This window comes from Variovorax nitratireducens (genome assembly GCF_051216545.1).
GTDB lineage: Bacteria > Pseudomonadota > Gammaproteobacteria > Burkholderiales > Burkholderiaceae_C > Variovorax.
The window spans coordinates 314,564-338,225 of sequence record NZ_JBPJZO010000001.1 but is presented as its reverse complement, the minus strand read 5'-3'; the positions used below and the strand labels follow the sequence as shown (position 1 = coordinate 338,225).

Below are 23,662 nucleotides of genomic sequence, written 5' to 3'. Positions count from 1 at the left end.
TCTGGGTGCCCATACAAGCGAATAGCCCATGAATTTGTCGGATCGCCAGCAGACCGGTTTCACGCTCATTGAGTTGATGGTCGTGGTCGCGATCGTTGCCATCCTGACAATGATCGCATCGCCATCGTTCGTCGGCCTCATCCAGACCAATCGCGTGAGCGCGGAGCTCAATTCGTTCGTCGGCGACCTCCAGTTCGCACGCTCGGAAGCGATCAAGCAGGGCGTGCCGGTCAGTGTGTGTGCATCATCGAACGGCACGAGCTGCCTGGCATCCAATACTTGGCAAAGCGGATGGATGGTGTTCACCGACCTGAATGCTTCCGGCACCGTCACCGCAGGCGACACGGTGCTGCGCAAGCGCCCCAGTTGGACGGGTGGCGATACCTTCAGTGCAGCGCCATCGATCACGGCCGTCACCTATAGCCGGGATGGATTCGCCAACCTGCCGGTCGCCAGCACCGGCGCCTCGATCCTGCTTGCGTTGCGCACCGCGCCGGTGAATGCCCCCGCCACGCGCTGCGTCTCCATCAACAGGGTCGGACACCAGGCAGTGATGCAGGGCGGAACGGGGGGCTGCGCATGATTGCTGGCACTTCCCGGCGCTCGCATGGCTTTTCGCTGCTGGAGGTGCTGGTCGCAGTGCTGATCGTTTCCTTCGGGCTCATTGGCTTGTCGAAGATGCAGGCCGCCGCGCTGGCAAACACCCAGGTTGCACGGGCGCGGGCGCTGATTGCGTTGCAGGCCTCGAGCCTGGCAGAGGCCATGCACGCGAATCGCGGCTTCTGGGCCGCCGGCACCGCCCCGGCCAGCGTGACCGCCACGGGAACGACGGTGACCGATGCCTCGGGGATTCTGAGCGCCACGGCGGATTGCAGCCCGACAGCCGGCACGACCTGCACCCCGGCGCAGTTGGCGGCCTACGACCTGCAGACATGGGTGGCCGGCATGAACGCCCGCTTTCCCTCATACACGACAGCCATCCAGTGCACGACCGCGATCGCAACGCCGATCAGCTGCGTGATCAATCTGACCTGGGCCGAGAAATACATCGCTATCAATCGCAGCACGGCAACTGCCGGCGGCGCGACCCAGACCGCGTCCGCGATGCAATACAGCCTCTACGTCGAACCATGAACCGTAGACCGCTCTCTCTGCTGCAAGACCCTCGCCGCCATGCCGGCTTCGGGCTGGTTGAGCTGATGGTGGCACTCATCATCGGCCTGTTTGTCGTGGCCGGCCTGGCCTCGCTGTTCCTGAACATGAAGCAGGCCTTCAACTCGCAGGACCAACTGTCTCAGTTGCAGGACAACGAACGCCTGATGCTCACGGTGCTGACCAACACGGTCCAGGCGGCAGGTTACTTCCCCGACCCGCTGGTGAACACCGCCGCAACGGACCTGCCCGCCGCGACGGGTGCCGGCTATGGCAGCTTCGTGGCGGGGCAGGGTCTGGCGGGGCTGAGCGGCAGCTCAGGCGCGAGCGACACCATCACCTCCCGCTACGTGACGGCGAGCGGCGACGGCATCATGGACTGCCTCGGCAACGTGAACCCGGCGACCTCGGGTGCCAACCGGCTGGTCATGAACACCTTCACGGTCAGCACCGCCAACGAACTGCAGTGCTCCACCGACGGCGGGACAACCACCACGCCGCTGGTCAGTGGCGTCCGGTCGTTGCAGGTGCTGTATGCCACCGACACCGCCGGCGACGGCAAGGCCCTGCAGTACCTGGACGCCGCCGCCGTAACGACCCATGCGTGGTGGCCCCAGGTTCGCGCCGCGCGCATCACCGTCACGCTGGTCAACCCGTTTGCCGGGCAGGCAGGCCAGCCATCGAGCATTGCCTGGACCCAGATCGTCAATCTGATGGACAAGTCATGAGCACGACTGCGCGCGCACCTCGTCCTGCCCGGTCGCGAGAACGGGGCTTCGTCCTCATCGCGGGCATGATTTTCCTAGTCATCCTGACAGTGCTGTCCGTCAGCATGTTCCGCAGCTTCAGCCTTCAGGAAAAAATTGCCGGTAACACGCGTGAAAAAGAGCGTGCGCTGGAGGCGGCGGAGAGCGCGTTGCAGTACGGCGAATGGTGGCTGAGCCAGGGCAACGGCAGCACCGGCGCCGTCTGCTCGGGCGTGCTCAATGCCAACACGCTGTCGCAGATGCAGGTCTGCTCCAACATGCTGACCCAACCTGCGGCCCTGCCCTGGGCAGCGCGTGCCGACTACCTGCCGCCCAACATGACGGTAGCCGCTGGGGGCGGCATCGCCGCCAACGGAGACATCAACTACAACGCCAAGCCGGGCCTGAGCATCGGCTACCTGGGGCTGTCTCCCGACGGCAAATCGTTGCTGTACCAAGTCTCTGCGTTTGGTTACGGCGGCAGCACGACGACGGCGGCCGTGGTGCAGAGCACCTACCAGGTCACAGGCGGCAGCAAGCCGCTCGATCAGCCTTGAGGGAAGACGAGAATGAATATGCGGAAATTCCTGGGCGGACTGCTTTGCTTGCTTGCCGGCGCACCTTGGTCGGTCCATGCGCAGTTGATCATCAGCGACACACTCACAGGGGCTTCGTCGTCCTATAACTGGCAGGCGCTCAACGGTGCGTGCCTGACTGCGGGGAACGACACCGGTTCCATCCCGGCGTGCATCGGGAAGTTGACGTACTACACGAGCAGGAACTCGCTGCTCGTCGGCGGAACGAACGGCCGCCTGCCCGATGCCGTGGGCTCCGGGGCCCTGCGCCTGACCAACGGCGATACGACGAACGGCGGCTCGAATGGCGACAACCAGACGGGTGCCGTGGTGTCGAATTTCACCTTCCCGACCAACCAGGGCCTGCAGGTCACGTTCACCACAGCCACCTACGGCGGCGACGGAAACAACGGCACCGGTGCCGACGGCATCAGCTTCTTCCTGGCGGATGGTTCGCAGGCGCCTTCCGTCGGCGGCCTCGGCGGCAGCCTGGGCTACAGCTGCTCCAATGTGAACAGCCAGTACGAGGGCGTGGTGGGCGGATACCTGGGCGTCGGCATCGACGAATACGGCAACTTCTCAAACCCCGCGGACAACACCAGCACAGGCCCCGGCTTCAAGGCCGGCCGCATCAGCTTGAGAGGCGCGGGCAACATCACGTGGGCATCGTTGAACGCCCTCGATCCGGTTCATTACCCCTCGACACTCACCGCAAGCCAGCAAACCGCCGCAGTCAAAGCGACGTGCCAGAGCGGCAAGGTGATGGACTACAGCATCACGACAACGACGACCTGCAAGAACAATAACAATTGCTCCACCACCACCACGGGGCCAACCGGGGTTGCCACCACGACCCCGTTGCCCGACTATCCACTGCTGCTCAATGGAACGGCGTACAGCGACCTGCCGTCGGGCGTCTCCATCTCGAATCAGGAGGGCCTGAACCTGCCCCTGCGCGGCAATGCCACGCCGATCACCTACGGACTGCAGATCACCCAGGATGGCCTCCTCAGCATGTCCTATAGCGTCAACGGCGGCACGGCGCAAACAGTAGTCAACAAGCAATCGATCACCGACTCCAATGGCCCACTGCCGGCTTCATTCCGCTTCGGGTTCTCGGGCGGCACCGGGGGCTCGAGCAACGTGCACGAGATCACCTGCTTCAAGGCGGGGCCCGCGAATCAGTCGAGCAGTTCCGCCGGCACCAACTTGCAGCAGTCGGCGCGCGTGGAGGCCGGCGCGCAGGTGTACCTGGCCTACTACCATCCGACCAACTCATGGGGCGAGATGACTGCGCAGGACCTGGTAAGCGATCCGACCACCGGAATCGTGTCGATCAATCCGGTGGCCAACTGGGATGCGAGTTGCGTGCTGACGGGCGGCAGCTGTCAGGCGACGAACAACACCAATACCGCGCAGGGTTCGAGCAGCCGCAACATGCTGACCTGGAACGGCACCGCAGGCATTCCTTTTCAGTGGAGCCAGCTCACCACCGCCCAGAAGACGGCGCTCACGGCGGGCGATGCAAGTCAGACCGACATCCGGTTGCGATACCTGCGGGGCGACCGGAGCAACGAGTTGACCAATACCGGTGGCACGTTGCGCGCGCGATCCGGCATGCTCGGCGACATCATCGATTCCAGCCCGACCTGGGTCGGGCCGCCGTCGCTGCCCAACAACGGGCCTTGGCAAGACGCGCTGTTCCCGGCCAGCACCGCCCCCGAAGCAGCGGGCAGCTATGCCGCGTTCGCCGGCACGACGGCAGCCACGGCCCAAGGCGGTCGCCAGAATGTGGTCTACATCGGCGCCAACGATGGCTTCCTGCACGGCTTTCGCAGCGGCACCTATGACGCGAACGGCAATTTCGTCAACACGACGAACGATGGCAACGAGGTTGTGGCGTACATCCCCGCGGCAATCCTGAACCTCATTCACTCCACCACTCCGGCACTGGATTTCAGCTCGACGCAGTACTCCCACGACCTCTATACCGACGCCACGCCCGGCACCGGCGACCTCTACTACAGCGGCGCCTGGCACACGTGGCTGGTGGGCGGTGTCGGGCCCGGCGGCAACGCCACCGGACCGATCGGGGACCAGACCTCCATCGCCAATGGCGTGATCTACGCGCTGGACGTCACCGATCCGACGCAGTTTTCCGAGGCGAATGCGAGTTCGCTGGTGCGGGGCGAATGGACTTCGGGCACGGGCGCAGGCGCAATCACCTGCGTCGGCAACGCGACCTGCGGCAACAACCTGGGCAGCACCTACGGGACGCCCATCATTCGCCGTCTGCACAACGGGCAATGGGCTGCGCTGTTCGGCAACGGCTTGAACAGCAGCACCGGCACTGCGGGGCTGTTCATCATGCTGGTCGATCCGGCCACCGGCGCCATCACTTTCCGCTTCATCGATACCGGCGCCGGCCCGGCCAAGAGCGGCAGCACGATCACGGCCCGCAACGGCATGGCCTACGTCGCCTCGGCCGATCTGGACGGGGATCATGTGACCGACTACGTCTACGGTGGCGATGCGCTGGGCAATGTATGGCGCTTCGACCTGACGAGCTCCAATCCGGCCTCGTGGGCGGCTTCTGCGGCACCGATCTTCAAGACGGCCGCGGGCCAGCCGATCACGACCCGGGTGACGGTCTCATCGATCCAGGGGATCGGCCCGTCAGGCCAATCGGGCGTGGTCGTGAGCTTCGGCACAGGCCGGCAGTTTCCACAGACGCAAACCAGTGCAGCCACCTATGCGACCGGTGCCCAGGCTCTGTATGGCGTGTGGGACTGGAACATGAGCGCTTGGAACGCCAAGGCCGGGGCATCGGCGCAATATGCCTCCCTCTCCGCCCCGCAGACGGTTAACAGCACCACGCTGCAGACCCAGAGCATCACGGCCACGGCGCCCGGCAGCGGTTCGATTTCCGGCTACCGCACGCTCAGCAACAACAAGGTGTGCTGGAAGGGGTCGAGCAGCTGCAGCGGCGGCGCCAGCGCCAACACGCAGTTCGGCTGGACGCTGCCCCTGCCGAGCACCGGCAACGAGCAGGTGATCTACAGCCCGACCACGGCCTACAGCATGTTCCTGGTCAATACCACCATCCCCGCCGTGTCGCAGGCCTTGACCTGCGGCACGCAGCCGGCATCGGGCTACACGATGGCGGTGTCGCTGGACAGCGGCGGGGCGCCCAAGGCCTCGTTCTTCGGCGACCAGAACGGCAACTTCGTCACGTACAACGGTGGCATCGTGAGTGGCATCGGCTTGAGTGCCACCGGCACCCCGTCGATCGTCACGGCCAACAAGTGGCCCAACCTCGTGCAACAGACAACCGACGGCACGGGCGTCGTCACCAAGATCAACCCTGCAGCCAACGGCAAGGGCGGGCGGCTCACGTGGATCCGGCTGCGCTGATCATGAAAACTCTCGACTTCTCCAAGGGCACCCCTCGCAACAGCGCGGGGTTCACCTTGATCGAACTCATGATCGTGGTGGCAGTTGTGGCGATCCTGGCAGCCATCGCCTATCCGTCGTACCTGAGCCAGATCCAGAAGTCCCGCCGCAGCGATGCCAAGACCGCGCTGCTGGACCTGGCGGCGCGGGAGGAGCGCTTCTTCACTATCAACAACACCTATGCCAGCACGGCGGCGAACCTGGGCTACGGCGGGACTTTTCCCATCGATGTGCTGACCAGCAGCACGGCCTACTATCAGCTCAACGTCACTGTCGCATCGGCCACGGGATTCACTGCAACCGCGACACCGGTGGGCGCGCAAGCTGCCGACACGCTGTGCGGCACCTACACGATCGACCAACTGGGCGCTCAAAGCAGTAGCGGAACCCTGAGTGCTGCCGAATGCTGGTGAAGTGTGGGCCAAGGCACAGAGGCAAAGGCCGAGAAGGCGGTGGCGGGACGCAAGCAGTAGGCCCGCCTCGCCTGGAAAACAGCCCCGCACAGCGGGGCTTTTTCTTGCATTTTTTTAATGGTCTGCGACGACCTCGGGCATTGCCGAAGAGTGGTGGTGCGCGATCAGCCATTGGCCGTTCACCCACTCGTAGACATACGTGTAGCGGGCATCCACCTTCTTTCCGTCCTTGAACTTGAAGGTGTAGGTGCCGACGTCCTGTGCCACGTTGCAGCCGATCTTGATGATGCGTTGATTGATCGTGCCCTGCGGCGCGCTCTTCAGGAACTTGACGAAGTAGTCGTGGATCTCCGCCGGGTTCGTGCGCGGCTTGTTCGAAACGGTCGGCAGCAGCACGCCGTCGACAGCGTAGTTGGCAACGACCTTGTCGGCATCCAGCGTGCGCAGCGAGTCGTTCCAGCGGTCGAACAACGCCGCGATCTGTGGCTCGGTTACCGGTGCGCAGATCGCCGCGGCCGGCGCCTGGGCGAAGGCAGTGGTTGAAATGGCCATAACCGCCGCCGTCGTTGCCGAGAGGGAGAGCGTACGAAGCACATTCATGGAGTTTTCCTTTTGCAATGGGTAGTCGATCACCGGGATTTCCGGTGCTGCATCGCGTTTGCGATACAGGACTTCATTCTTCGGTCTCTACATGAACGCCACCTGTAGTCCACCATGAATCCGGGGTGACGCGCACATGAACATCGGATGAACTGCCTCAGCCCGGCGCGGCATCCAGCCGATAGCCCACACCGCGCACCGTCTTCAGCAACTGAACGGAATGGCCATCGTCGACCTTGGCACGCAGGCGACTGACATAGACGTCGACGATGTTGGTGAGGGGGTCTTCGTTGGTACCCCAGACATTGGAGAGGATGCGCTCGCGGCTGTAGACGCGGCCCGGAGCCGTCATCAACAGCTCTAGGAATGCAAGCTCCTTGGCAGTCAGGGGGACGAGCTTGTCGGCACGGGTGACCTGCATGCGTTCCCGGTCGAGCACGAGGTCTGCCACCTGCAGCGTGGTGGCTCTTGGCCGTTGCTCCCGGCCGCGACGCAGCAAGGCCTCGATGCGCGCCAGCAGTTCCTCGAACGCAAAGGGTTTGGTGAGATAGTCATCGGCTCCCAGGCGCAGGCCGCTGACCTTGTCCTCGGTTTCGCTCAGCGCGGTCAGCATCAGCACCGGCACGTGGTGGCCTTCGGCACGCAGCGTCTGGCACAACTCCAGGCCACTAAGGCCGGGCAGCATCAGATCCAGCAGAAGCAGAGACAGATCGCTGTTGCGCGCGAGTTCGAGGCCTTCGGGCCCGGTGCGCGCGAGCTGCACGCGGTAACCCTCGGCACGCAACCCCCGCAACAGAAAGTCGGCGACACGCATGTCGTCTTCGACCACCAGTATGTTCATGATTCCCGCGTCACGATGAGAGGGAGGGACTGTACAGGCAGGGCAACTCGATGCGCACCGTGGTGCCCTGCATGGGGACGCTCTCTATGTCGATATGGCCATGGTGGGCGTGCACGATGGTCTGCGCGATCGACAGCCCGATACCGGTTCCCTCGGCCCTGTGCACGCGGGCGCGACGGCCACGGACAAAGCGCTCGAACACCGTCGGCAACTCGTCCGCATCGATCCCGATCCCCTCGTCGACCACAAGCACTTGCACGCGGCTGTCGGTCAACAGCCAGCTCACCCGCACAGTCCCATCGGTGCGCGAGTAACGCACCGCATTGTCGAGCACGATGACAAGGGCCTGCCGAAGACGATCGGCATCGGCCTGGAGCGTGACCGCGGGCAGGTCGGCACCCGGTGCTTCAAGCAGAACGCGCACGTTGTGCCGTGCGCCCAGCGCGCCAGCCATTTCGGTGGCGTCTCCCAGCAGTTCCGCGAGGTCAACCGCGCCGAACCGCATCGCCAGTTGATCGGCTTCGGCCCTGGCGACCAGAAGCAGATCGTCGATCACGCCGGTGAGTTGCTTCACGCCGCCCACGATGCGCGTCAGCGTCTCCCGGTACTCGGGCGGCGGCTTGTCGGCGCCGCGCAAGGCGATCTCCGCCTCTCCGCGGATCGCCGTGGCCGGCGTGCGAAGCTCGTGACTGAGGTCGGCGAGAAGCTGGCGGCGACGCTGGTCGATCTGCTGCAGTGTCTGGTGCGCAGCGCTCAGCTCGCTGGTGCGCTCCAGAACGGCATCCTCGAGCCGACGACGCGCGGCATCGGCGTCGTGCCGGTGTCGCTGCAGTTCGGCTGCCATGGCATTGAAGTGCTCGGCGACGCGGTCGAACTCGTCGCGCGAACCGAGCGCGATGCGGTGGTCGAGTGCACCGGCGCGCAAGGCCTGCGTGCCTTCGAGCAGGTGATCCAGCGGCCGCTGCAGCCGCCGGTTCAAATACAGCGCGAGCACTACGGCTGCAGCCAGCGTGAGGGCCGCCAGGCCGATGGTCTGCTGGCGCAACCGATCCAGGCCGCGCTCGGTCGCAGCGCGGGCAACGGGCATCACGTTGCGCTGTCGTTCGATGGCGCCATTGATCAGCTCGCGCAGGTCGCGGCCGCGTGCCACATCGAACACTCCGTTGAGTTCCTGCCAGACGCTGGCGAACTCGGCGCCGCGCTCCAGCGGCGCCAACCGCAACAGCCGCGCCCGGACAGAGGCGATGTTGTCGTCGAGCAGTTCGCTCATGGCAACGAGCTGGCCCACTTCGGGCGGTATCGGCACCTCTTCAAGTGCCGCGATTTCGCTCCACAAGGAAAGATCGCGGCGCGCGAGGGTTCGGAGCGTCTCCGTGCTGGTCTGCATGCGCGCCAGCAGGCTGTCGCGCACCTCGGGCGATGCGTTCGCATCCATCAGCTGCTGGGAGGCCCAGACGCGCAGCCGCTGCTTGCTGGCCGACAGCTCCAGCAGTTCCGACAGGATGTCGCTGGCCAGCCGGCTGTGCTGCGCGTAGTCGTTGACACGGTTCGCGCCCCAGTAGACGAATGCGGCCTGAATGCAAACCAGCGCGACAAGCGCAGCGAACGCGAGTGACAGTCGAAGGCGAAACATGCGGCACTGTAGCGTCGCAGCACGTGCCGATGCATGAACAACAAATTAACGCAAGGTGGCGGGACAAGGATTGCTTGCGGAATGCCCCGCCCCCAGCGACCGCAGATTTACCGCGCGGCCGAGACGACGGACTTCCCCGCCACCTCGCCCACCACCGCCGGCGCTTCCCAGCCCCCGCCCAGCGCGCGGATCAGCCCCACCGTCGCCTGGTACTGGGCCGACTTCACCTGCAGCGCCTGGCGCCGGTTGCGCAGTTCGCTGCGGCGCGCGTCGAGCAGGTCGAGCTGGCTCACGTAGCCGTTGCGGTAGCGCGCGTCGCTCAGCACGGTTGCACGCCTGGCCGAGGCCACGGCGCGGGCCTGCACCGCCGACTGTTCTTCGAGCAGGCGCAGCGCCGAGAGCTGGTCTTCCACTTCCCTGAACGCCACCAGCACCTGCTCCCGGTAGCTCGCCAATGCGCCGTCGAGCTGCGCCGAGGCGCCCTGCACGCCAGCCTCGCGTCGGCCGCCATCGAGCAGCGGCAGCGACAGCAGCGCGCCGACACCCCATGAGCGGGCCGACCACTTGAACAGGTCGCCCAGGTCGGTCGATGCATAGCCGCCGGCACCGGTGAGCGCGATGCTCGGGAACCAGGCGGCCTTGGCAACGCCGACACGCGACTGCGCGGCCTGCATCGTTCTTTGTGCAGCAGCCACATCGGGTCGGCGCTCCAGCACGGTCGAGGGCAGACCAGCCGGGATCGACGGCAAGGTCGTCGTCCAGTCAGCGCCCCGCAGTTCGAACTGCGAGGCGACATCGCCAGTCAGCACGGCCAGTGCGTGTTCGAGTTGGGCACGCTGGCGGTCCAGCGTGAGCGCGTCGGATTCGGTCGAGGCCATTTCGGTCTGGACGCGGGCGACGTCGAGCTCAGCCAGGTCGCCGGCGCGGAAGCGGCGCTCGGTCAGGCTCAAGGTGCCGCGATAGGCCTCGACCGTTTCGCGCACGATCGCGCGTTCGTCGTCGAGCGCGCGCAGCGCCAGGTAGCTCTGCGCCACTTCGGCCTGCACCGCGAGCCTGGCACTGCGCAGCAGCGCCTCGCGCGAGCCGGCATCGAGCGCCGCCGCATTGCTGGCGCCAGAGAGCCGGCCGAACAGGTCGAGCTCCCACGAGACATTGGCGCCGGCCGTGATCAGCGTGCCCGGCGTCTTGCTGCCATTGCCGCGGTCCAGCCCCGCGCCGCGGTTGGCCCCTGCCCCAAGGCCGACCTGCACCGAGCGGTCGGCATCGACGGTGCGGGCGATGGCACGCGCTTCGGCCAGCCGGGCGGCCGCCTGTTGCACGCTGGTGTTGTTGACGGCGGCGCGTTCGACCAGCGCGTCGAGCGCGCTGTCGTTGAAGGCGCGCCACCAGGCGCCGTCGGCCTGCGCCGGCGTTGCGGCCGTGGCCGCCACCTTGGCCGAGGCGTTTTCCTTGAACTGCACCGGCGTGGTGACGCCGGACGACAGCTCTGCCGTCGACGCACAACCGGCCAGCACCAGGGCGGCGACCAGCGGCAGCAAGGCGCTGCGCAAGGTGGAAGAAATGCGATTCGTTGTCATGGTCTGGACTCCTTGTGTCGCTCGTTCATTCATTCGTGCGATGGGCGCGGCGCAGCCGGCTGCGCGTGCAGCGGGCCGCCACCGCCGGCCGGCGGCGCGAAGGCTTCGGTCACGTGCGGCACCGCGCCATGCAGCTTCAGCGGCCGGTTGCCCGCGAGGCGGCGCAGCACCACGTAGAACACCGGCGTGAGGAACAGGCCGAAGGCCGTCACGCCGATCATCCCGGCGAACACCGCCACGCCCATGGCGCTGCGCATCTCGGCGCCGGCACCGGTCGACAGCACCAGCGGCAGCACACCCATCACGAAGGCCAGCGAGGTCATCAGGATCGGGCGCAGCCGCAGCCGGCTCGCTTCGATCGCGGCCTGCACCGGGGTGCGGCCCGCGAACTCCAGCTCGCGTGCGAACTCCACGATCAGGATCGCGTTCTTCGCGCTCAGCCCCACCAGCACGATCAGCCCGATCTGCGTGAAGACGTTGTTGTCACCCCCCGATATCCAGACGCCGGTCATCGCGGCCAGCAGGCCCATCGGCACGATCAGGATGATCGCGATCGGCAGGGTCAGGCTTTCGTATTGCGCAGCCAGCACCAGGAACACCAGCAGGATCGCCAGCGGGAACACGAGGAACGCAGAGTTGCCAGCCAGGATTTCCTGGTAGGTGAGCTCGGTCCACTCGAAGCTGATGCCCTGGGGCAGCGTCTCCTTGGCAATGCGCTCGATCGCGTCCTGCGCCTGGCCCGACGAATAGCCGGGTGCCGGGCCGCCGTTGATGTCGGCCGCAAGATAGCCGTTGTAGCGCATGGCGCGCTCCGGGCCGAAGCTGGAGTTGACCTTCATCAGCGCCGACAGCGGCACCATTTCGCCGGTGTTGGAGCGCACCTTCAGCAAGCCCACGTCTTCGGCCCGCGCACGGTAGGGCGCATCGGCCTGCACCCGCACGCTGTAGGTGCGGCCGAACTTGTTGAAGTCGTTCGCATACAGGCTGCCGAGGTAGATCTGCATGGTGTCGAAGATGTCGGTCACCGGCACGCCGAGCTGGCGCGCCTTGGTGCGGTCGATGTCGGCATAGAGCTGTGGCACGTTGACCTGCCAGCTGGTGAACATGCCGGCCAGCTCGGGCGCCTTGGAAGCCTTGGCCATGAAGGCCTTCACGGAGGCGTCCATCTGGTCGTAGCCGAGCGAGGCGCGGTCTTCGATCTGCAGCTTGAAGCCGCCCGTGGTGCCCAGGCCCGCCACCGGTGGTGGCGGGAACATCACGATGAACGCGTCCTGGATGCCGGCGAACGCCTGGTTGAGCTGCCCCGCCACCGCGCCACCGCTCTGGTCGGCGCGCTTGCGCTCGTCGAAAGGCTTCAAGGTGGCGAACACGATGCCCGAGTTCGAGCTGTTGGTGAAGCCGTTGATCGACAGGCCCGGGAACGCAATGGCGTCCTGCACGTTCGGGTTCTTCTTCATGATGTCGCCCATGCGATGGATCACGTTTTCGGTGCGATCCAGCGTGGCGCCGTCCGGCAGCTGCGCGAAGCCGATCAGGTACTGCTTGTCCTGCGCCGGCACGAAGCCGCTGGGCACCGCCTTGAACAGGCCGAAGGTGACGCCGATCAGCGCCAGGTAGATCACCAGCATCAGCGTCTTGCGCGAGATCACGCCCTTGACGCCGCCGCTGTAGGCCTCGGAGCCGCGATGGAAGAAGCGGTTGAAGCCGCGGAACAGCCAGCCGAATGCCTTGTCCATGCCGCGCGTCAGCGCGTCCTTGGGCTGGTCGTGGCCGCGCAGCAGCAAGGCGGCGAGCGCGGGCGACAAGGTGAGCGAATTGATCGCCGAGATCACGGTCGAGATCGCGATCGTCACCGCGAACTGCCGGTAGAACTGGCCCGTGAGGCCGCTGATGAAGGCCAGCGGCACGAACACGGCTACCAGCACCAGCGCGATCGCGATGATTGGCCCGGACACTTCGCGCATGGCCTTGTAGGTCGCTTCGCGCGGCGTGAGGCCGGCCTCGATGTTGCGCTCCACGTTCTCGACCACCACGATCGCGTCGTCCACCACGATGCCGATCGCCAGCACCAGCCCGAACAGGCTCAGCGCGTTGATCGAGAAGCCCAGCAGGTGCAGCACGGCGAAGGTGCCGACCACCGAGACCGGCACCGCCAGCAGCGGAATGATCGAGGCGCGCCAGGTCTGCAGGAACAGGATCACCACCAGCACCACGAGCGCGATGGCTTCGAGCAGGGTGTGCAGCACCGATTCGATCGAGGCGCGCACGAACTGCGTCGGGTCGTAGGCGATGCGGTACTCCACGCCTTCGGGCATGTTCTTCGTGATCTCGTCCATGGTCTTGCGCACGTTGGCCGAGATGTCGAGCGCATTGGAGCCCGGCGCCTGGAACACGCCCATGCCGACCGCGGGGTCGTTGTTGAGCAGCGAACGCAACGAATAATCGGCCGCGCCGAGTTCGAGCCGGCCGATGTCGCGCAGCCGGGTCACGGCGCCGTCGGTGCCGGTCTTGACGATGATGTCGCCGAACTCTTCCTCATTCTGCAGACGGCCCTGCGCATTGATCGACAACTGCATGTCGACCCCCGAGAGCCCCGGCGACGCACCGACCACGCCAGCCGCAGCCTGGATGTTCTGGCTGCGGATCGCGGCGACCACGTCGCTGGCCGAGAGGCCGCGCTGCGCGACCTTCTGCGGATCGAGCCAGACGCGCATCGAGTACTCGCCGCCGCCGAAGATCTGCACCTGGCCGACGCCCTGGATGCGCGCGAGCCGGTCCTTGACGTTCAGCACCGCGTAGTTGCGCAGGTAGTTCATGTCGTAGCGGTCGTTCGGCGACACCAGATGCACCACCATCGTGAGATCGGGTGCGCTCTTGACGGTCGTGATGCCGAGCCGGCGCACTTCCTCGGGCAGGCGCGGCTCGGCTTGCGAGACGCGGTTTTGCACCAGTTGCTGCGCCTTGTCGGGATCGGTGCCGAGCTGGAAGGTCACGGTCAGCGTCATCGCGCCGTCGGTGGTCGCCTGGCTGCCCATGTAGAGCATGCCTTCGACCCCGTTGATCGATTCCTCGAGCGGCGTGGCAACGGTTTCGGCAATCACCTTCGGGTTGGCACCGGGGTACTGGGCGCGCACCACCACCGAGGGTGGCGCGACTTCGGGGTACTCGGAGATCGGCAGGCCGCGCAGGGCGATCAGCCCCGCAATGACCATCAGCACCGACAGCACGCCGGCGAAGATCGGCCGGTCGATGAAGAATTTGGAGAGATTCATGATCCGCTTTCAGCTCAGGAATTCGACGCGACCTTGCGCTCGGCGGGGGCCTGCGCGGTCGCGTCCATCGGCACCGACTTCGGCGCCACCAGCGCGCCGGGGCGCACATGCTGCAGGCCGTTCACGACCACGCGCTCGCCGGTCTTCAAACCGGTGGTTACCACGCGCAGGCCGTTGGCCGGCGCGCCCAGCGTGACTTCCCGGTACTCGGTCTTGTTGTCACCGTTCACGACCATCACGAACTTCTTGTTCTGGTCGGTGCCGATGGCGCGCTCGCTGACGAGCATCACGTTCGTGCTGCGGGCCTGGCCCATGCGGATGCGGGCGAACTGGCCCGGAATCAGGGCGCCGTCCTTGTTGTCGAAGGCGGCGCGCACGCGCACCGTGCCGCTGCGCGCGTCGACCTGGTTGTCGATGAGTTGCAGCCTGCCTTCGAACGGCGTGCCGTTGCTCGCCGCCGTGCCCATCTGCACCGGAATCTGGCCGATCAAGGTGCGTGCGCTGGCGCCGCCGGGCAGATCCTTCAGCGCCTTGCCGATCACCTGCTCGTCGGCATCGAAGCTCGCGTAGATGGGGCTCACCGACACCAGCGTGGTCAGCACCGGCGCGCCGGGGCCGGCCGCGACCAGGTTGCCAACCGTGACTTCGAGCTTGCCGATGCGGCCCGCCACCGGCGCCCTGACCTGGGTGTAGCCCAGGCTCAGGCGCGCGGTTTGCAGCGCGGCCTGCGCGGCACGCAGGTTGGCCTCGGCTTCGCGCTTGGCGTTGCCGCGCTCGTCGAGCTCGCGCTGTGCGATGGCCTGTTCGTCCCACAGGCGGCTGGCGCGCACATGCTCGCTTTGCGCCTGTGAGACGCGGGCCTGCGCGGCAGCGACCTGGGCTTCGGCGCGATCCACATCGGCGGCATAAGGCGCCGGATCGATGGTAATCAGCAGCTCGCCTTGCTTGACCAGCGAGCCTTCCTTGAAGTGCACCGCCTGCACGGCGCCGGCCACGCGCGAACGCACGTCGACGCGCTCGACCGCTTCGAGCCGGCCCGAGAACTCGTCCCAGGCGGTGATGTCGGTGGCCGCAACCGTCGCGACCGACACCGGCGTGGCCGGCGGCGCGGCCGGCGGGCTTTCGGCGTTGGAGACCGGCTGGCCGAACAGCGCGGCGACCACGGCGGCGATCGCCGTGACACCGGTCAGGGCCGGCCACAGGCCACGGCGGGACAGGGAGAGCAGTTGCTTGTTGTTCATGATGATTCCTTGAAGAGACCTGAAGACGCTGAATTCGGGATGCACGGAGCTCGCCGGTGCGTTTCGGCACCGGTGAGCGGAAGTCGGAAGGAGTGCGCCGCAGTGGCGCGGCGCGCTAGTGCGGCGGTCGCGGTACCGGGGGCGCGGCGCCGAAGAAGTCACGCAACTGCTGCTCGACGGCGGCTTCGCAGGCACCACAGCGGTTGTCCGCGTCGTACAGCGCGTCGGGCCAGTTGGCGGCGCTCTGCAGGACGCTGCTGGTCACCGGATTGCCGGCTTTGCGCAGCCGCTCGGCATAGGCCAGCGCCTCGTCGCGCATCGGGTCGTCCGGGCCGACCAGCACCAGCGTGGGCGCCAGTTCGGCCAGACGCATCGACGCACCCGGCACGGCGTACGGGTGCACCGCATCGCCGGGGCAGCGCAGGTAGTCCTGCCAGCCGCTGGCAAAGCGGCAATCGACCGTGCTGGCGCTCGCTTCGCGCAGCGAGCGCGTGCCGGCGCACGGGTCGAGCATCGGCGACAGCAGGATCTGGCCGGCCAGGGGGGGATGGGCCCGATCGCGCGCAATCATCGACAGCGCGGCCGCCAGGTTGCCGCCGGCCTCTTCACCTGCCAGGAACACGCGTGCGCCCTTGCCGGCCAGCTTGACGCGCTGCTTGTAGAGCCATTCGAGCACCGCGTAGCCGACCTCGATCGGCTCCGGGAACGGTGTCAGCGGATAGGCCAGCGACACCGCCACGGCACCCGCCTTTGCCAGCATGTGGCCGACCGTGCGGCCGTTGTCGAGGCCACCGCAGACGAAGGTACCGCCGTGGAAGTGCAGCACCAGCGGCGCGCCTTGGGCGCCACTGGCACGCAGGCCATAAGTGCGGGCCTTGACCGGGTCGCGGCCCGGCAGCTCGATCGTGATGTCGGCTTCCACGGCATTTCCCGTGACGGCAACGGCATCGGCAGCGCTGGACAGGGAACGGGGTGACATGGTGAGGGCCTGGATTGGATCGACGATGGATCGAATATAGGCCTGCTGCACTGTGTGAAAAACAGGCGGCAGACCTCCACTCTGTTTCAAATCGGCTAACAATCGGCCGGATTGCCCATGTGAAAATTCCGCTGCCGGCACCACGTCGGCCCCGAGGAGAAGCTTTAAAGATGGATCAGATACAGGCGATGCGGATCTTCGTTCGCGTTGTCGAAGCCGGCACTTTCACGCGCGCCGCCGATTCGCTCGACCTCCCCAAGGGCACGGTCACCAAGCAGATCCAGGCGCTCGAGGCGCGGCTGCGCGTGAAGCTGCTAAACCGCACCACGCGCCGGGTCACGGTCACGCCCGACGGCGCCGCCTATTTCGAGCGCGCCGCGCGCCTGATCAACGACTTCGACGATCTCGAGGGCAGCATGGCCAACGCGCAGGCCAGTCCGAAGGGCCGCTTGCGCATCGATGTCGGAACGACGGTGGCGTCGCATGTGATCATTCCGGCGCTCTGGCGCTTTTGCGACCAATATCCCGACATTCTGGTCGACCTCGGCGCGAGCGACCGGGTGGTCGACCTGATCGGCGACAACGTCGACTGCGTGATCCGCGGCGGCGAGTTGGTCGACCAGTCGCTGGTGGCACGCCGCATCGGCAACCTGCCCTGGGTCACCGTGGCCTCGCCGGCCTACCTGAAGCGCTACGGCACACCGACGCATCCGGACGAGCTGGAGAAGAAGCATCTGGTGATCGGCTTCTTCGCCGGCAGCACGCGCCGTATGTACCCGCACGAGTTCGTCAAGGGCGACGAACGTGTCGAGGTCACCGGCCCCTACCGCGTCTCGGTCAACGACGGCAACGCCCACATGGCGGCGGTGCTGGCGGGTTTCGGCGTGACGCAGGCGCTGACCTTCACGGCGACACCAAAGCTCGAAAGCGGCGAGCTGGTCGAAGTGCTGGCCGATTGGGCGCCGCCGCCCCTGCCGGTGCATGTGGTCTACCCGCCCAACCGCCACCTGAGCCCCAAGGTGCGCGCCTTCGTCGACTGGGCCGCCGACCTGTTCGCCAACAACCCGCACCTCCAGCGCAGATAGAAGAAAAAAAGAGAAAGCCCCGCCAAGCGGGGCTTTCTCTTGTTCCAGAAACACCGTGGAACCGGCTCCGCCGGTCCACCGGTGTTGCCCCCGGCCGGGGGAAGGCGAAGCGACACGAAGTGCGCGTAGCCTGGGGGCGAGCCTAGTGCGCCAGGATCTTGTTGAGGAAGTCCTTGGTGCGCGCCTGGCGGTTCTCGGGATGGTTGAAGAACTCGTCCTTCGAGCAGTCTTCCAGGATGCGGCCACCGACGTCGATGAAGATCACGCGGCTGGCGACCTTGCGCGCGAAGCCCATCTCGTGCGTGACCACCATCATGGTCATGCCTTCCTTGGCCAGCGTCACCATCACGTCGAGCACCTCGCCGACCATCTCGGGGTCGAGTGCCGAAGTGGGCTCGTCGAACAGCATCACGATCGGATCCATGCTCAGCGCACGGGCGATCGCCACGCGCTGCTGCTGGCCGCCGGAGAGCTGGCCCGGGAACTTGTCCTTGTGCGCCATCAGGCCCACTCGGTCGAGCATCTTCAGGCCGCGGGTCTTGGCTTCGTCAGCGCTGCGGCCCAGCACCTTGATCTGCGCGATCGTGAGGTTCTCGGTCACCGACAGGTGCGGAAACAGCTCGAAATGCTGAAACACCATGCCGACCTTGGAGCGCAGCTTGGGCAGGTTGGTCTTGGGGTCGTGCAGCGCGATGCCGTTGACCGTGATCTCGCCCTTCTGGAAGGGCTCCAGCGCGTTGACCGTCTTGATCAGCGTCGACTTGCCGGAGCCCGACGGGCCGCAGACCACGACCACATCGCCCTGCTTGATGCTGACCGAGCACTCGTTGAGCACCTGCACCGGGCCGTACCACTTGGAAACGTTCTTGATTTCAATCATTTTTCAACTCTCCGATCAGCGGATGATGGCGATTTTCTTGTGCAGGCGCTTGACGAGGTACGACAGCGCGTAGCAAAGGATGAAGTACACGACGGCCGCCAGCAAGTAGGCCTCGATCGGACGGCCGAAGTTCTTGCCGGCGGTTTCGAAGCCCTTGAGCATGTCGTAGGCGCCAATGGCGTAGACCAGCGAGGTGTCCTGGAACAGGATGATGGTCTGCGTCAGCAGCACCGGCAGCATGTTGCGGAACGCCTGCGGCAGCACCACCAGCTTCATGTTCTGGCCGTAGGTCATGCCGACCGCCTGGCCCGCATGCACCTGGCCGCGCGGAATCGACTGGATGCCGGCCCGCATGATCTCGCTGAAGTAGGCCGCCTCGAACGCGATGAAAGTGATGACAGCCGAGATTTCGGAGCGGTAGTTGGAGCCCAGCGAGCCGAAGTACGCGTAGAACGCGGCCGGCACCAGCAGGAAGAACCACAGGATCACCATCACCAGCGGAATGCTGCGCATGCCGTTGACATAGATCGTGGCCGGTACGTCGAGCCACTTCTTGCCGGACAGGCGCATCAGCGCGAGCACGGTGCCGAAGATCACGCCGCCCACCGTGGCCACCAGCGTCAGCATCACGCTGAAGTAGAAGCCCTTCAGGACGAAGTTGCTGATGACTTCCCAGTTGTAGAAGGACAGGTCGAGATTCATCATGTCAGTGTCCTCCGCCGCCGCTGGCCGAGACAATGAAGCCCGGCACGCGCGTCTTCTTCTCGATGTAGGCCATGATGCGGTTGATCGCAAACGCCGAGATCACATAGAGCCCGGTCACCGCCAGATAGACCTCGATGCCGCGCGAGGTTTCTTCCTGGGCCTGCATCGCGAACATCGTGAGTTCGGTCACCGATACGGCGAACGCCACCGACGAGTTCTTGAAGATGTTCATCGTCTCGCTGGTGAGCGGCGGCAGGATGATGCGGTAGGCCATCGGCAGGATCACGTAGCGGTAGTACTGCGGCGTGGTGAAGCCCACCGCCATGCCCGCATAGCGCTGGCCCTTGGGCAATGCCTGGACGCCGGAGCGCACCTGCTCGGCGATCCGCGCCGAGGTGAAGAACCCCAGCGCCAGCACCACCAGCACGAAGCTCGGCACCGACTTCATCGGCGGCACCAGCGCGGGAATCACGTGGTACCACAGGAAGATCTGCACCAGCAGCGGAATGTTGCGGAACAGTTCGACCCAGGCATTGCCCAGGCGCACCAGCCACGGGCTGTCGGGCAGCGTGCGGATGATGCCGACCAGCGAGCCCAGTACGAGCGCGACGATCAGCGCCAGCACCGCGACCGACACGGTCCAGCCCCACGCCGACAACATCCATTGCCAGTAAGTCGGGTACTTGCCACCCGGGTCCTGCAAGAAGACCTGCCAATCCCAGTTTGATCCCATCGGGACTCTCCTCAAATGCTCGATTGTTGGGTCTGGCGCTCTTTTTGACAAAACGCCCGCCTTGCGGGCGGGCGTTTTGAAGTCAGCGCCGCATGGCGATCACTTCTTGGCGTAGTCTTCCATCGGCTTGTCGTTCGGGTTGGCCCAGGCGGCCTTGGTCGCGTCCGACAGTGGCAGGCCGATCGTGACGTTGGCCGGCGGGATCGGCTTCAGGAACCACTTGTCCCACAGCTTGGCGAGGTCGCCGTTCTTGATCTGGGCCTTGATGCTGTCGTCCACCGCCTTCTTGAAGGCCGGGTCGTCCTTGCGGATCATGATGGCGATCGGCTCGACGCTCAGCACTTCGCCGACGATCTTGAAATCGGCCGGCGACTTGGACTTGGCGATGTTGGAACCGAGGATGGAACCGTCCATCACAAACGCATCGGCCCGGCCCGATTCGAGCAGCAGGAAGCTGTCCGAGTGGTCCTTGCCATAGAGTTCCTTGAAGTCGATGCCGCCGGCGCGTTCGTTCTTGCGCAGCGTCTGGACCGAGGTGGTGCCGGTGGTGGTGGCCACGGTCTTGCCATTCAGGTCCTTGATCGAGTTGATGCCCGAGTTGGCCTTGACCGCGATGCGCACTTCTTCCACGTAGGTGGTGACGGCGAAGGACACGTCCTTGGCGCGCGTGGCGTTGTTGGTGGTGGAGCCGCACTCGAGGTCGACCGTGCCGTTCTGCACCAGCGGCACCCGGTTCTGCGAGGTCACCGGCTGGTATTTGGTTTCGAGCTTCTTGCCGACAACCTTCTCGAGGTCCTTGATGATGTTGGCGCAGACGTCGTAGTGGAAACCGGTGTATTGGCCGTTCCCCAGCGTGTACGACAGGCCGGACGATTCGCGGACGCCCTCGGTGATGATGCCCGAGGCCTTGATCTTGGCCAGGGTGTCGGTGGCTTGCGCGAACGCGCCGCCAGCGGCGACGGCGGAAATCGCCAATGCCAGTACTTGCTTTTTCATGTGAAGAACTCCTGAAGGTGACTGAGAGATATACAACGAAATTTTAGACATTCACGTTTTCGGGAATACCCGAATCAATGCGGTGCGCAACGCACTTTGTCCGGTCGGCAGACTTGTTGACTAGCGCTGAAGTGGTGCACTGGTCGCGCTTTTCGTTGTTCCGTCATGACTAAGCAGCCTCTGTGCCCGAAGGCAGGGCGGCCACCGGAACCGGTGTGGACAATCGCACAGGTTGCGTCAAATGTTCGGGAACGAGCAACAGCGCCATCTGTTCGCGGGTCATGATGCCCAGCGATTCGGCCACCAGATCGATCGGCCCGCCGGTCTTAAGCGCGGTCTTGGCGATCAATGCGGCCTTCTCGTAGCCGATGATCGGATTGAGGGCCGTGACCAGCGTGACCGACTCGCGCACCTGCTTCGCCAGAAACTCGCGGTTGGCCTCGATGCCTTCGACGCAGTTTTTCTGCAGCGTGACGCAGGCATTGCCCAGATGCTGGATGCTCTTGAACAGGCTCCAGCCCATGATCGGCTCGAAGGCATTGAGCTGCAGCTGGCCGGCTTCTGACGCCATCGTCACGGTAACGTCGTTGCCGATGACTTCGAAGGCCACCTGGTTCATCACTTCCGGAATCACCGGGTTCACCTTGCCCGGCATGATCGACGAGCCGGCCTGGCGCGCCGGCAGGCGGATCTCGCCGAAGCCGGCTTGCGGGCCGCTCGACAGCAGGCGCAGGTCGTTGCAGGTCTTGCTCAGCTTGCATGCCACGCGTTTGAGCACGCCCGACAGTTGCACGAAGGCACCTGTGTCCTGCGTGGCCTCGATCAGGTTGGCGGCCTGCTTGAGCGGGACTTCGGTCTGTTCGGCCAGGTACTGGCACACCAGGTTGGCATAGCCGTGCGGCGCGTTGATGCCGGTGCCGATGGCGGTGGCGCCCAGGTTGATTTCCTCGATCAGTGCCCGGGCTTCGGCCAGGCGCTGCTCGTCCTCGCCGATCATGATCGCGTAGGTCAGGAACTCCTGCCCCAGCGTCATCGGCACCGCATCCTGCAACTGGGTGCGGCCGATCTTGAGCACGTCGCGGAATTCCAGCGCCTTGGCTTCGAAGCTCTTGCGCAGGTCGGCCATCGCCGTCAGCAGCCGACCGATCGCGAACCAGAGCGCCAGCCGGACGGCCGTCGGGTAGACGTCGTTGGTGCTCTGCGATGCATTCACATGGTCGTTGGGATGCAGCACGTCGTAGCGGGCTTTTTCGTGGCCGAGCTTTTCGAGCGCGAGGTTGCAGATCACCTCGTTCGCATTCATGTTGGTCGAGGTGCCGGCACCGCCCTGGATCACGTCGACCACGAACTCGCCGAGGAGCTTGCCGTCGATCAGGTCTTCGCAGGCCAGGATGATGGCGCCGGCGCGCTCCCGGTCCAACGCACCGAGGTCGGCATTGGCACGGGCGGCTGCTTTCTTCACATAGGCCAGCGCACGGACCAAGTCGGGCATGGCCGAGATGCGCGTGCCCGAAATCGGGAAGTTCTCGACCGCCCGGGCAGTGTGGACACCCCAATAGGCGACCGTGGGTATCTGCTTTTCGCCGAGAAAGTCTTGTTCGGTACGGAAGTTCGAATCCATGGCAGCGCCCCGGTTAAAAAAAAGCACGCTCTCGGCGTGCTGGAGATTTTTTGCGTGACAGCGAAACTGCGGCGACTGTAAGTTCGCCGTTGCACCCGCGCCAATGCCGTTTCCGGGCGCCGCTATGCACAGTTGTCATAGATCGTTCACAGACCGGCGCTATTTGGCGCCCGCCGCCGGATTCGCCACCAGGTAGGTCCACAGCGCATCGGCCGCGCGCTTGTCGCCCTGCGCCGTTTCGGCCGCCGCGCCCTTGGCGGCGCGCGCGGCGGTCTTGCCAGCCGGCGCCGCGGTCGGACGCTCGCGGTAGGCCTGGATCTCGAGCGTGATTTCCAGGCTGTCGATTTCCGGCGGCAGCGCGCTCACCAGCTTGCGCGCCTTGACCTCGCGGCGCACCGCGCTCTGCGGCAGGAAGGCGATGCCATGCCCTTCGAGCGCCATCACCTTGAGGCCTTCGGCCATGTCGGTTTCGTAGACGCGGTCGAGGTGGATCGCGGTGCCCGATTCCTTGAGCAGCTGGTCGACCATGCGCCCCAGATACGCCCCGGGCGCATAGCCCAGGTACGGCAGCGGCCGGCCGGCGCGCCCCGGCAGGCGGTATTTCGGCGCGCCATCGGCATCGGGCTTGACCCAGGCCGACACCGTTTCGTGGCCCAGGCTCACCATCTCGTAGCGGTTGGCGTCGAGCTGCAGCGGCTGCGACGGGTGCTGGTAGGAGATCAACAGGTCGCAACTGCCCTCGACCAGCCGCAGCACCGCGTCGTGGACGTTGAGCGCGATCAGCCGGCTCTTGATCGGACCGAAACGCTCGCGCAAGGTCGTGACCCAGGCCGGAAAAAAGGTGAACGCCAGCGTGTGCGGCACGGCGAATTCGATCACGTCCTGCCCCGCCGCCGCGTGGCCGCGCAGCATGGCACGCGTGCTTTGCAGGCCCTGCAGCACCTCGAGCGCCTGGCCGTACAGGGTCTGGCCGGCCGGGGTGAGGCGCGTCGGATACGAAGTTCGGTCAACCAGATCGGTGCCGGCCCACCCTTCGAGCGCCTGGATGCGGCGCGAGAAGGCCGGCTGCGTCACATGGCGCAGTTGGGCCGAGCGGCTGAAGCTGCGGGTTTCAGCGAGGCTGACGAAATCTTCCAACCACTTGGTTTCCATGAACGGGC

The 23,662-nt window shown here is 65.5% G+C and carries 20 protein-coding genes; 7 read left to right on the top strand and 13 right to left on the bottom strand.

Going from position 1 to position 23,662, the window contains the following annotated elements; all coding sequences use genetic code 11:
- The first annotated feature begins 28 nt into the window (after positions 1 to 28).
- From ACSFA8_RS01610 to ACSFA8_RS01585, 6 genes are read left to right on the top strand one after another with little or no spacing between them, the layout of a single operon-like run.
- Positions 29 to 583 carry a GspH/FimT family pseudopilin gene (locus ACSFA8_RS01610; RefSeq protein ID WP_435477778.1) on the top strand — a complete coding sequence of 185 codons (555 nt, stop codon included), beginning with the start codon at positions 29 to 31 and terminating at the stop codon, positions 581 to 583.
- Positions 580 to 1,134 carry a type IV pilus modification protein PilV gene (pilV, locus tag ACSFA8_RS01605; RefSeq protein WP_435477777.1) on the top strand — a complete coding sequence of 185 codons (555 nt, stop codon included), beginning with the start codon at positions 580 to 582 and terminating at the stop codon, positions 1,132 to 1,134. Before ACSFA8_RS01610 ends, pilV begins: the two co-directional genes overlap by 4 nt.
- Positions 1,131 to 1,880, top strand: coding sequence for a PilW family protein (locus ACSFA8_RS01600; protein ID WP_435477776.1), 750 nt, complete (start codon positions 1,131 to 1,133; stop codon positions 1,878 to 1,880). The genes pilV and ACSFA8_RS01600 overlap by 4 nt, the downstream gene beginning before the upstream one ends.
- A complete protein-coding gene (locus tag ACSFA8_RS01595; RefSeq protein ID WP_435477775.1) occupies positions 1,877 to 2,455 on the top strand; it encodes a pilus assembly PilX family protein in 579 nt (192 codons plus the stop codon). The genes ACSFA8_RS01600 and ACSFA8_RS01595 overlap by 4 nt, the downstream gene beginning before the upstream one ends.
- A gap of 12 nt (positions 2,456 to 2,467) precedes the next feature.
- Positions 2,468 to 5,887, top strand: a complete 3,420-nt coding sequence (locus tag ACSFA8_RS01590) for a PilC/PilY family type IV pilus protein (RefSeq protein WP_435477774.1) — start codon at positions 2,468 to 2,470, stop codon at positions 5,885 to 5,887.
- On the top strand, positions 5,869 to 6,339 hold the full coding sequence (locus tag ACSFA8_RS01585; RefSeq protein WP_435477773.1) for a type IV pilin protein: 471 nt from the start codon (positions 5,869 to 5,871) through the stop codon (positions 6,337 to 6,339). Before ACSFA8_RS01590 ends, ACSFA8_RS01585 begins: the two co-directional genes overlap by 19 nt.
- A gap of 114 nt (positions 6,340 to 6,453) precedes the next feature.
- Here the strand turns inward: ACSFA8_RS01585 and ACSFA8_RS01580 are convergent, their stop codons facing one another.
- From ACSFA8_RS01580 to ACSFA8_RS01550, 7 genes are all read right to left on the bottom strand, one after another.
- Positions 6,454 to 6,891, bottom strand: a complete 438-nt coding sequence (locus ACSFA8_RS01580) for an SgcJ/EcaC family oxidoreductase (RefSeq protein ID WP_435478433.1) — start codon at positions 6,889 to 6,891, stop codon at positions 6,454 to 6,456.
- A 205-nt stretch (positions 6,892 to 7,096) separates the two neighbouring features.
- Complete coding sequence (locus tag ACSFA8_RS01575; RefSeq protein ID WP_435477772.1) at positions 7,097 to 7,780, bottom strand: response regulator transcription factor; 684 nt, start codon at positions 7,778 to 7,780, stop codon at positions 7,097 to 7,099.
- Between the two features lie 10 nt (positions 7,781 to 7,790).
- Complete coding sequence (locus ACSFA8_RS01570; protein WP_435477771.1) at positions 7,791 to 9,413, bottom strand: sensor histidine kinase; 1,623 nt, start codon at positions 9,411 to 9,413, stop codon at positions 7,791 to 7,793.
- A 107-nt stretch (positions 9,414 to 9,520) separates the two neighbouring features.
- Entirely contained in the window at positions 9,521 to 10,990 is a 1,470-nt protein-coding gene (locus tag ACSFA8_RS01565; protein ID WP_435477770.1) for an efflux transporter outer membrane subunit, read from the bottom strand.
- A 29-nt stretch (positions 10,991 to 11,019) separates the two neighbouring features.
- Complete coding sequence (locus tag ACSFA8_RS01560; protein ID WP_435477769.1) at positions 11,020 to 14,262, bottom strand: efflux RND transporter permease subunit; 3,243 nt, start codon at positions 14,260 to 14,262, stop codon at positions 11,020 to 11,022.
- 14 nt (positions 14,263 to 14,276) lie between these two features.
- Positions 14,277 to 15,503, bottom strand: coding sequence for an efflux RND transporter periplasmic adaptor subunit (locus ACSFA8_RS01555; protein WP_435477768.1), 1,227 nt, complete (start codon positions 15,501 to 15,503; stop codon positions 14,277 to 14,279).
- A gap of 115 nt (positions 15,504 to 15,618) precedes the next feature.
- Positions 15,619 to 16,482: an alpha/beta hydrolase gene (locus tag ACSFA8_RS01550; protein WP_435477767.1), complete on the bottom strand. Its 864-nt coding sequence runs from the start codon at positions 16,480 to 16,482 to the stop codon at positions 15,619 to 15,621.
- Between the two features lie 170 nt (positions 16,483 to 16,652).
- Between ACSFA8_RS01550 and ACSFA8_RS01545 the strand changes: the two genes are divergently transcribed.
- Positions 16,653 to 17,567, top strand: coding sequence for a LysR family transcriptional regulator (locus ACSFA8_RS01545; protein ID WP_435477766.1), 915 nt, complete (start codon positions 16,653 to 16,655; stop codon positions 17,565 to 17,567).
- A 142-nt stretch (positions 17,568 to 17,709) separates the two neighbouring features.
- Here the strand turns inward: ACSFA8_RS01545 and ACSFA8_RS01540 are convergent, their stop codons facing one another.
- The 6 genes from ACSFA8_RS01540 to ACSFA8_RS01515 all read right to left on the bottom strand — a co-directional run bounded on the left by ACSFA8_RS01540 (position 17,710) and on the right by ACSFA8_RS01515 (position 23,654).
- Complete coding sequence (locus ACSFA8_RS01540) at positions 17,710 to 18,447, bottom strand: amino acid ABC transporter ATP-binding protein (protein WP_435477765.1); 738 nt, start codon at positions 18,445 to 18,447, stop codon at positions 17,710 to 17,712.
- Between the two features lie 15 nt (positions 18,448 to 18,462).
- The gene (locus ACSFA8_RS01535; RefSeq protein ID WP_435477764.1) at positions 18,463 to 19,152 is read right to left on the bottom strand and encodes an amino acid ABC transporter permease; all 690 of its coding nucleotides are present in this window, start codon (positions 19,150 to 19,152) and stop codon (positions 18,463 to 18,465) included.
- Position 19,153: 1 nt separating this feature from the next.
- Entirely contained in the window at positions 19,154 to 19,885 is a 732-nt protein-coding gene (locus tag ACSFA8_RS01530; protein WP_435477763.1) for an amino acid ABC transporter permease, read from the bottom strand.
- A 99-nt stretch (positions 19,886 to 19,984) separates the two neighbouring features.
- Positions 19,985 to 20,881 carry a transporter substrate-binding domain-containing protein gene (locus tag ACSFA8_RS01525; RefSeq protein ID WP_435477762.1) on the bottom strand — a complete coding sequence of 299 codons (897 nt, stop codon included), beginning with the start codon at positions 20,879 to 20,881 and terminating at the stop codon, positions 19,985 to 19,987.
- A gap of 169 nt (positions 20,882 to 21,050) precedes the next feature.
- The gene (locus ACSFA8_RS01520) at positions 21,051 to 22,502 is read right to left on the bottom strand and encodes an aspartate ammonia-lyase (RefSeq protein WP_435477761.1); all 1,452 of its coding nucleotides are present in this window, start codon (positions 22,500 to 22,502) and stop codon (positions 21,051 to 21,053) included.
- A gap of 159 nt (positions 22,503 to 22,661) precedes the next feature.
- On the bottom strand, positions 22,662 to 23,654 hold the full coding sequence (locus tag ACSFA8_RS01515; RefSeq protein WP_435477760.1) for a LysR substrate-binding domain-containing protein: 993 nt from the start codon (positions 23,652 to 23,654) through the stop codon (positions 22,662 to 22,664).
- Between the last annotated feature and the right edge of the window lie 8 nt (positions 23,655 to 23,662).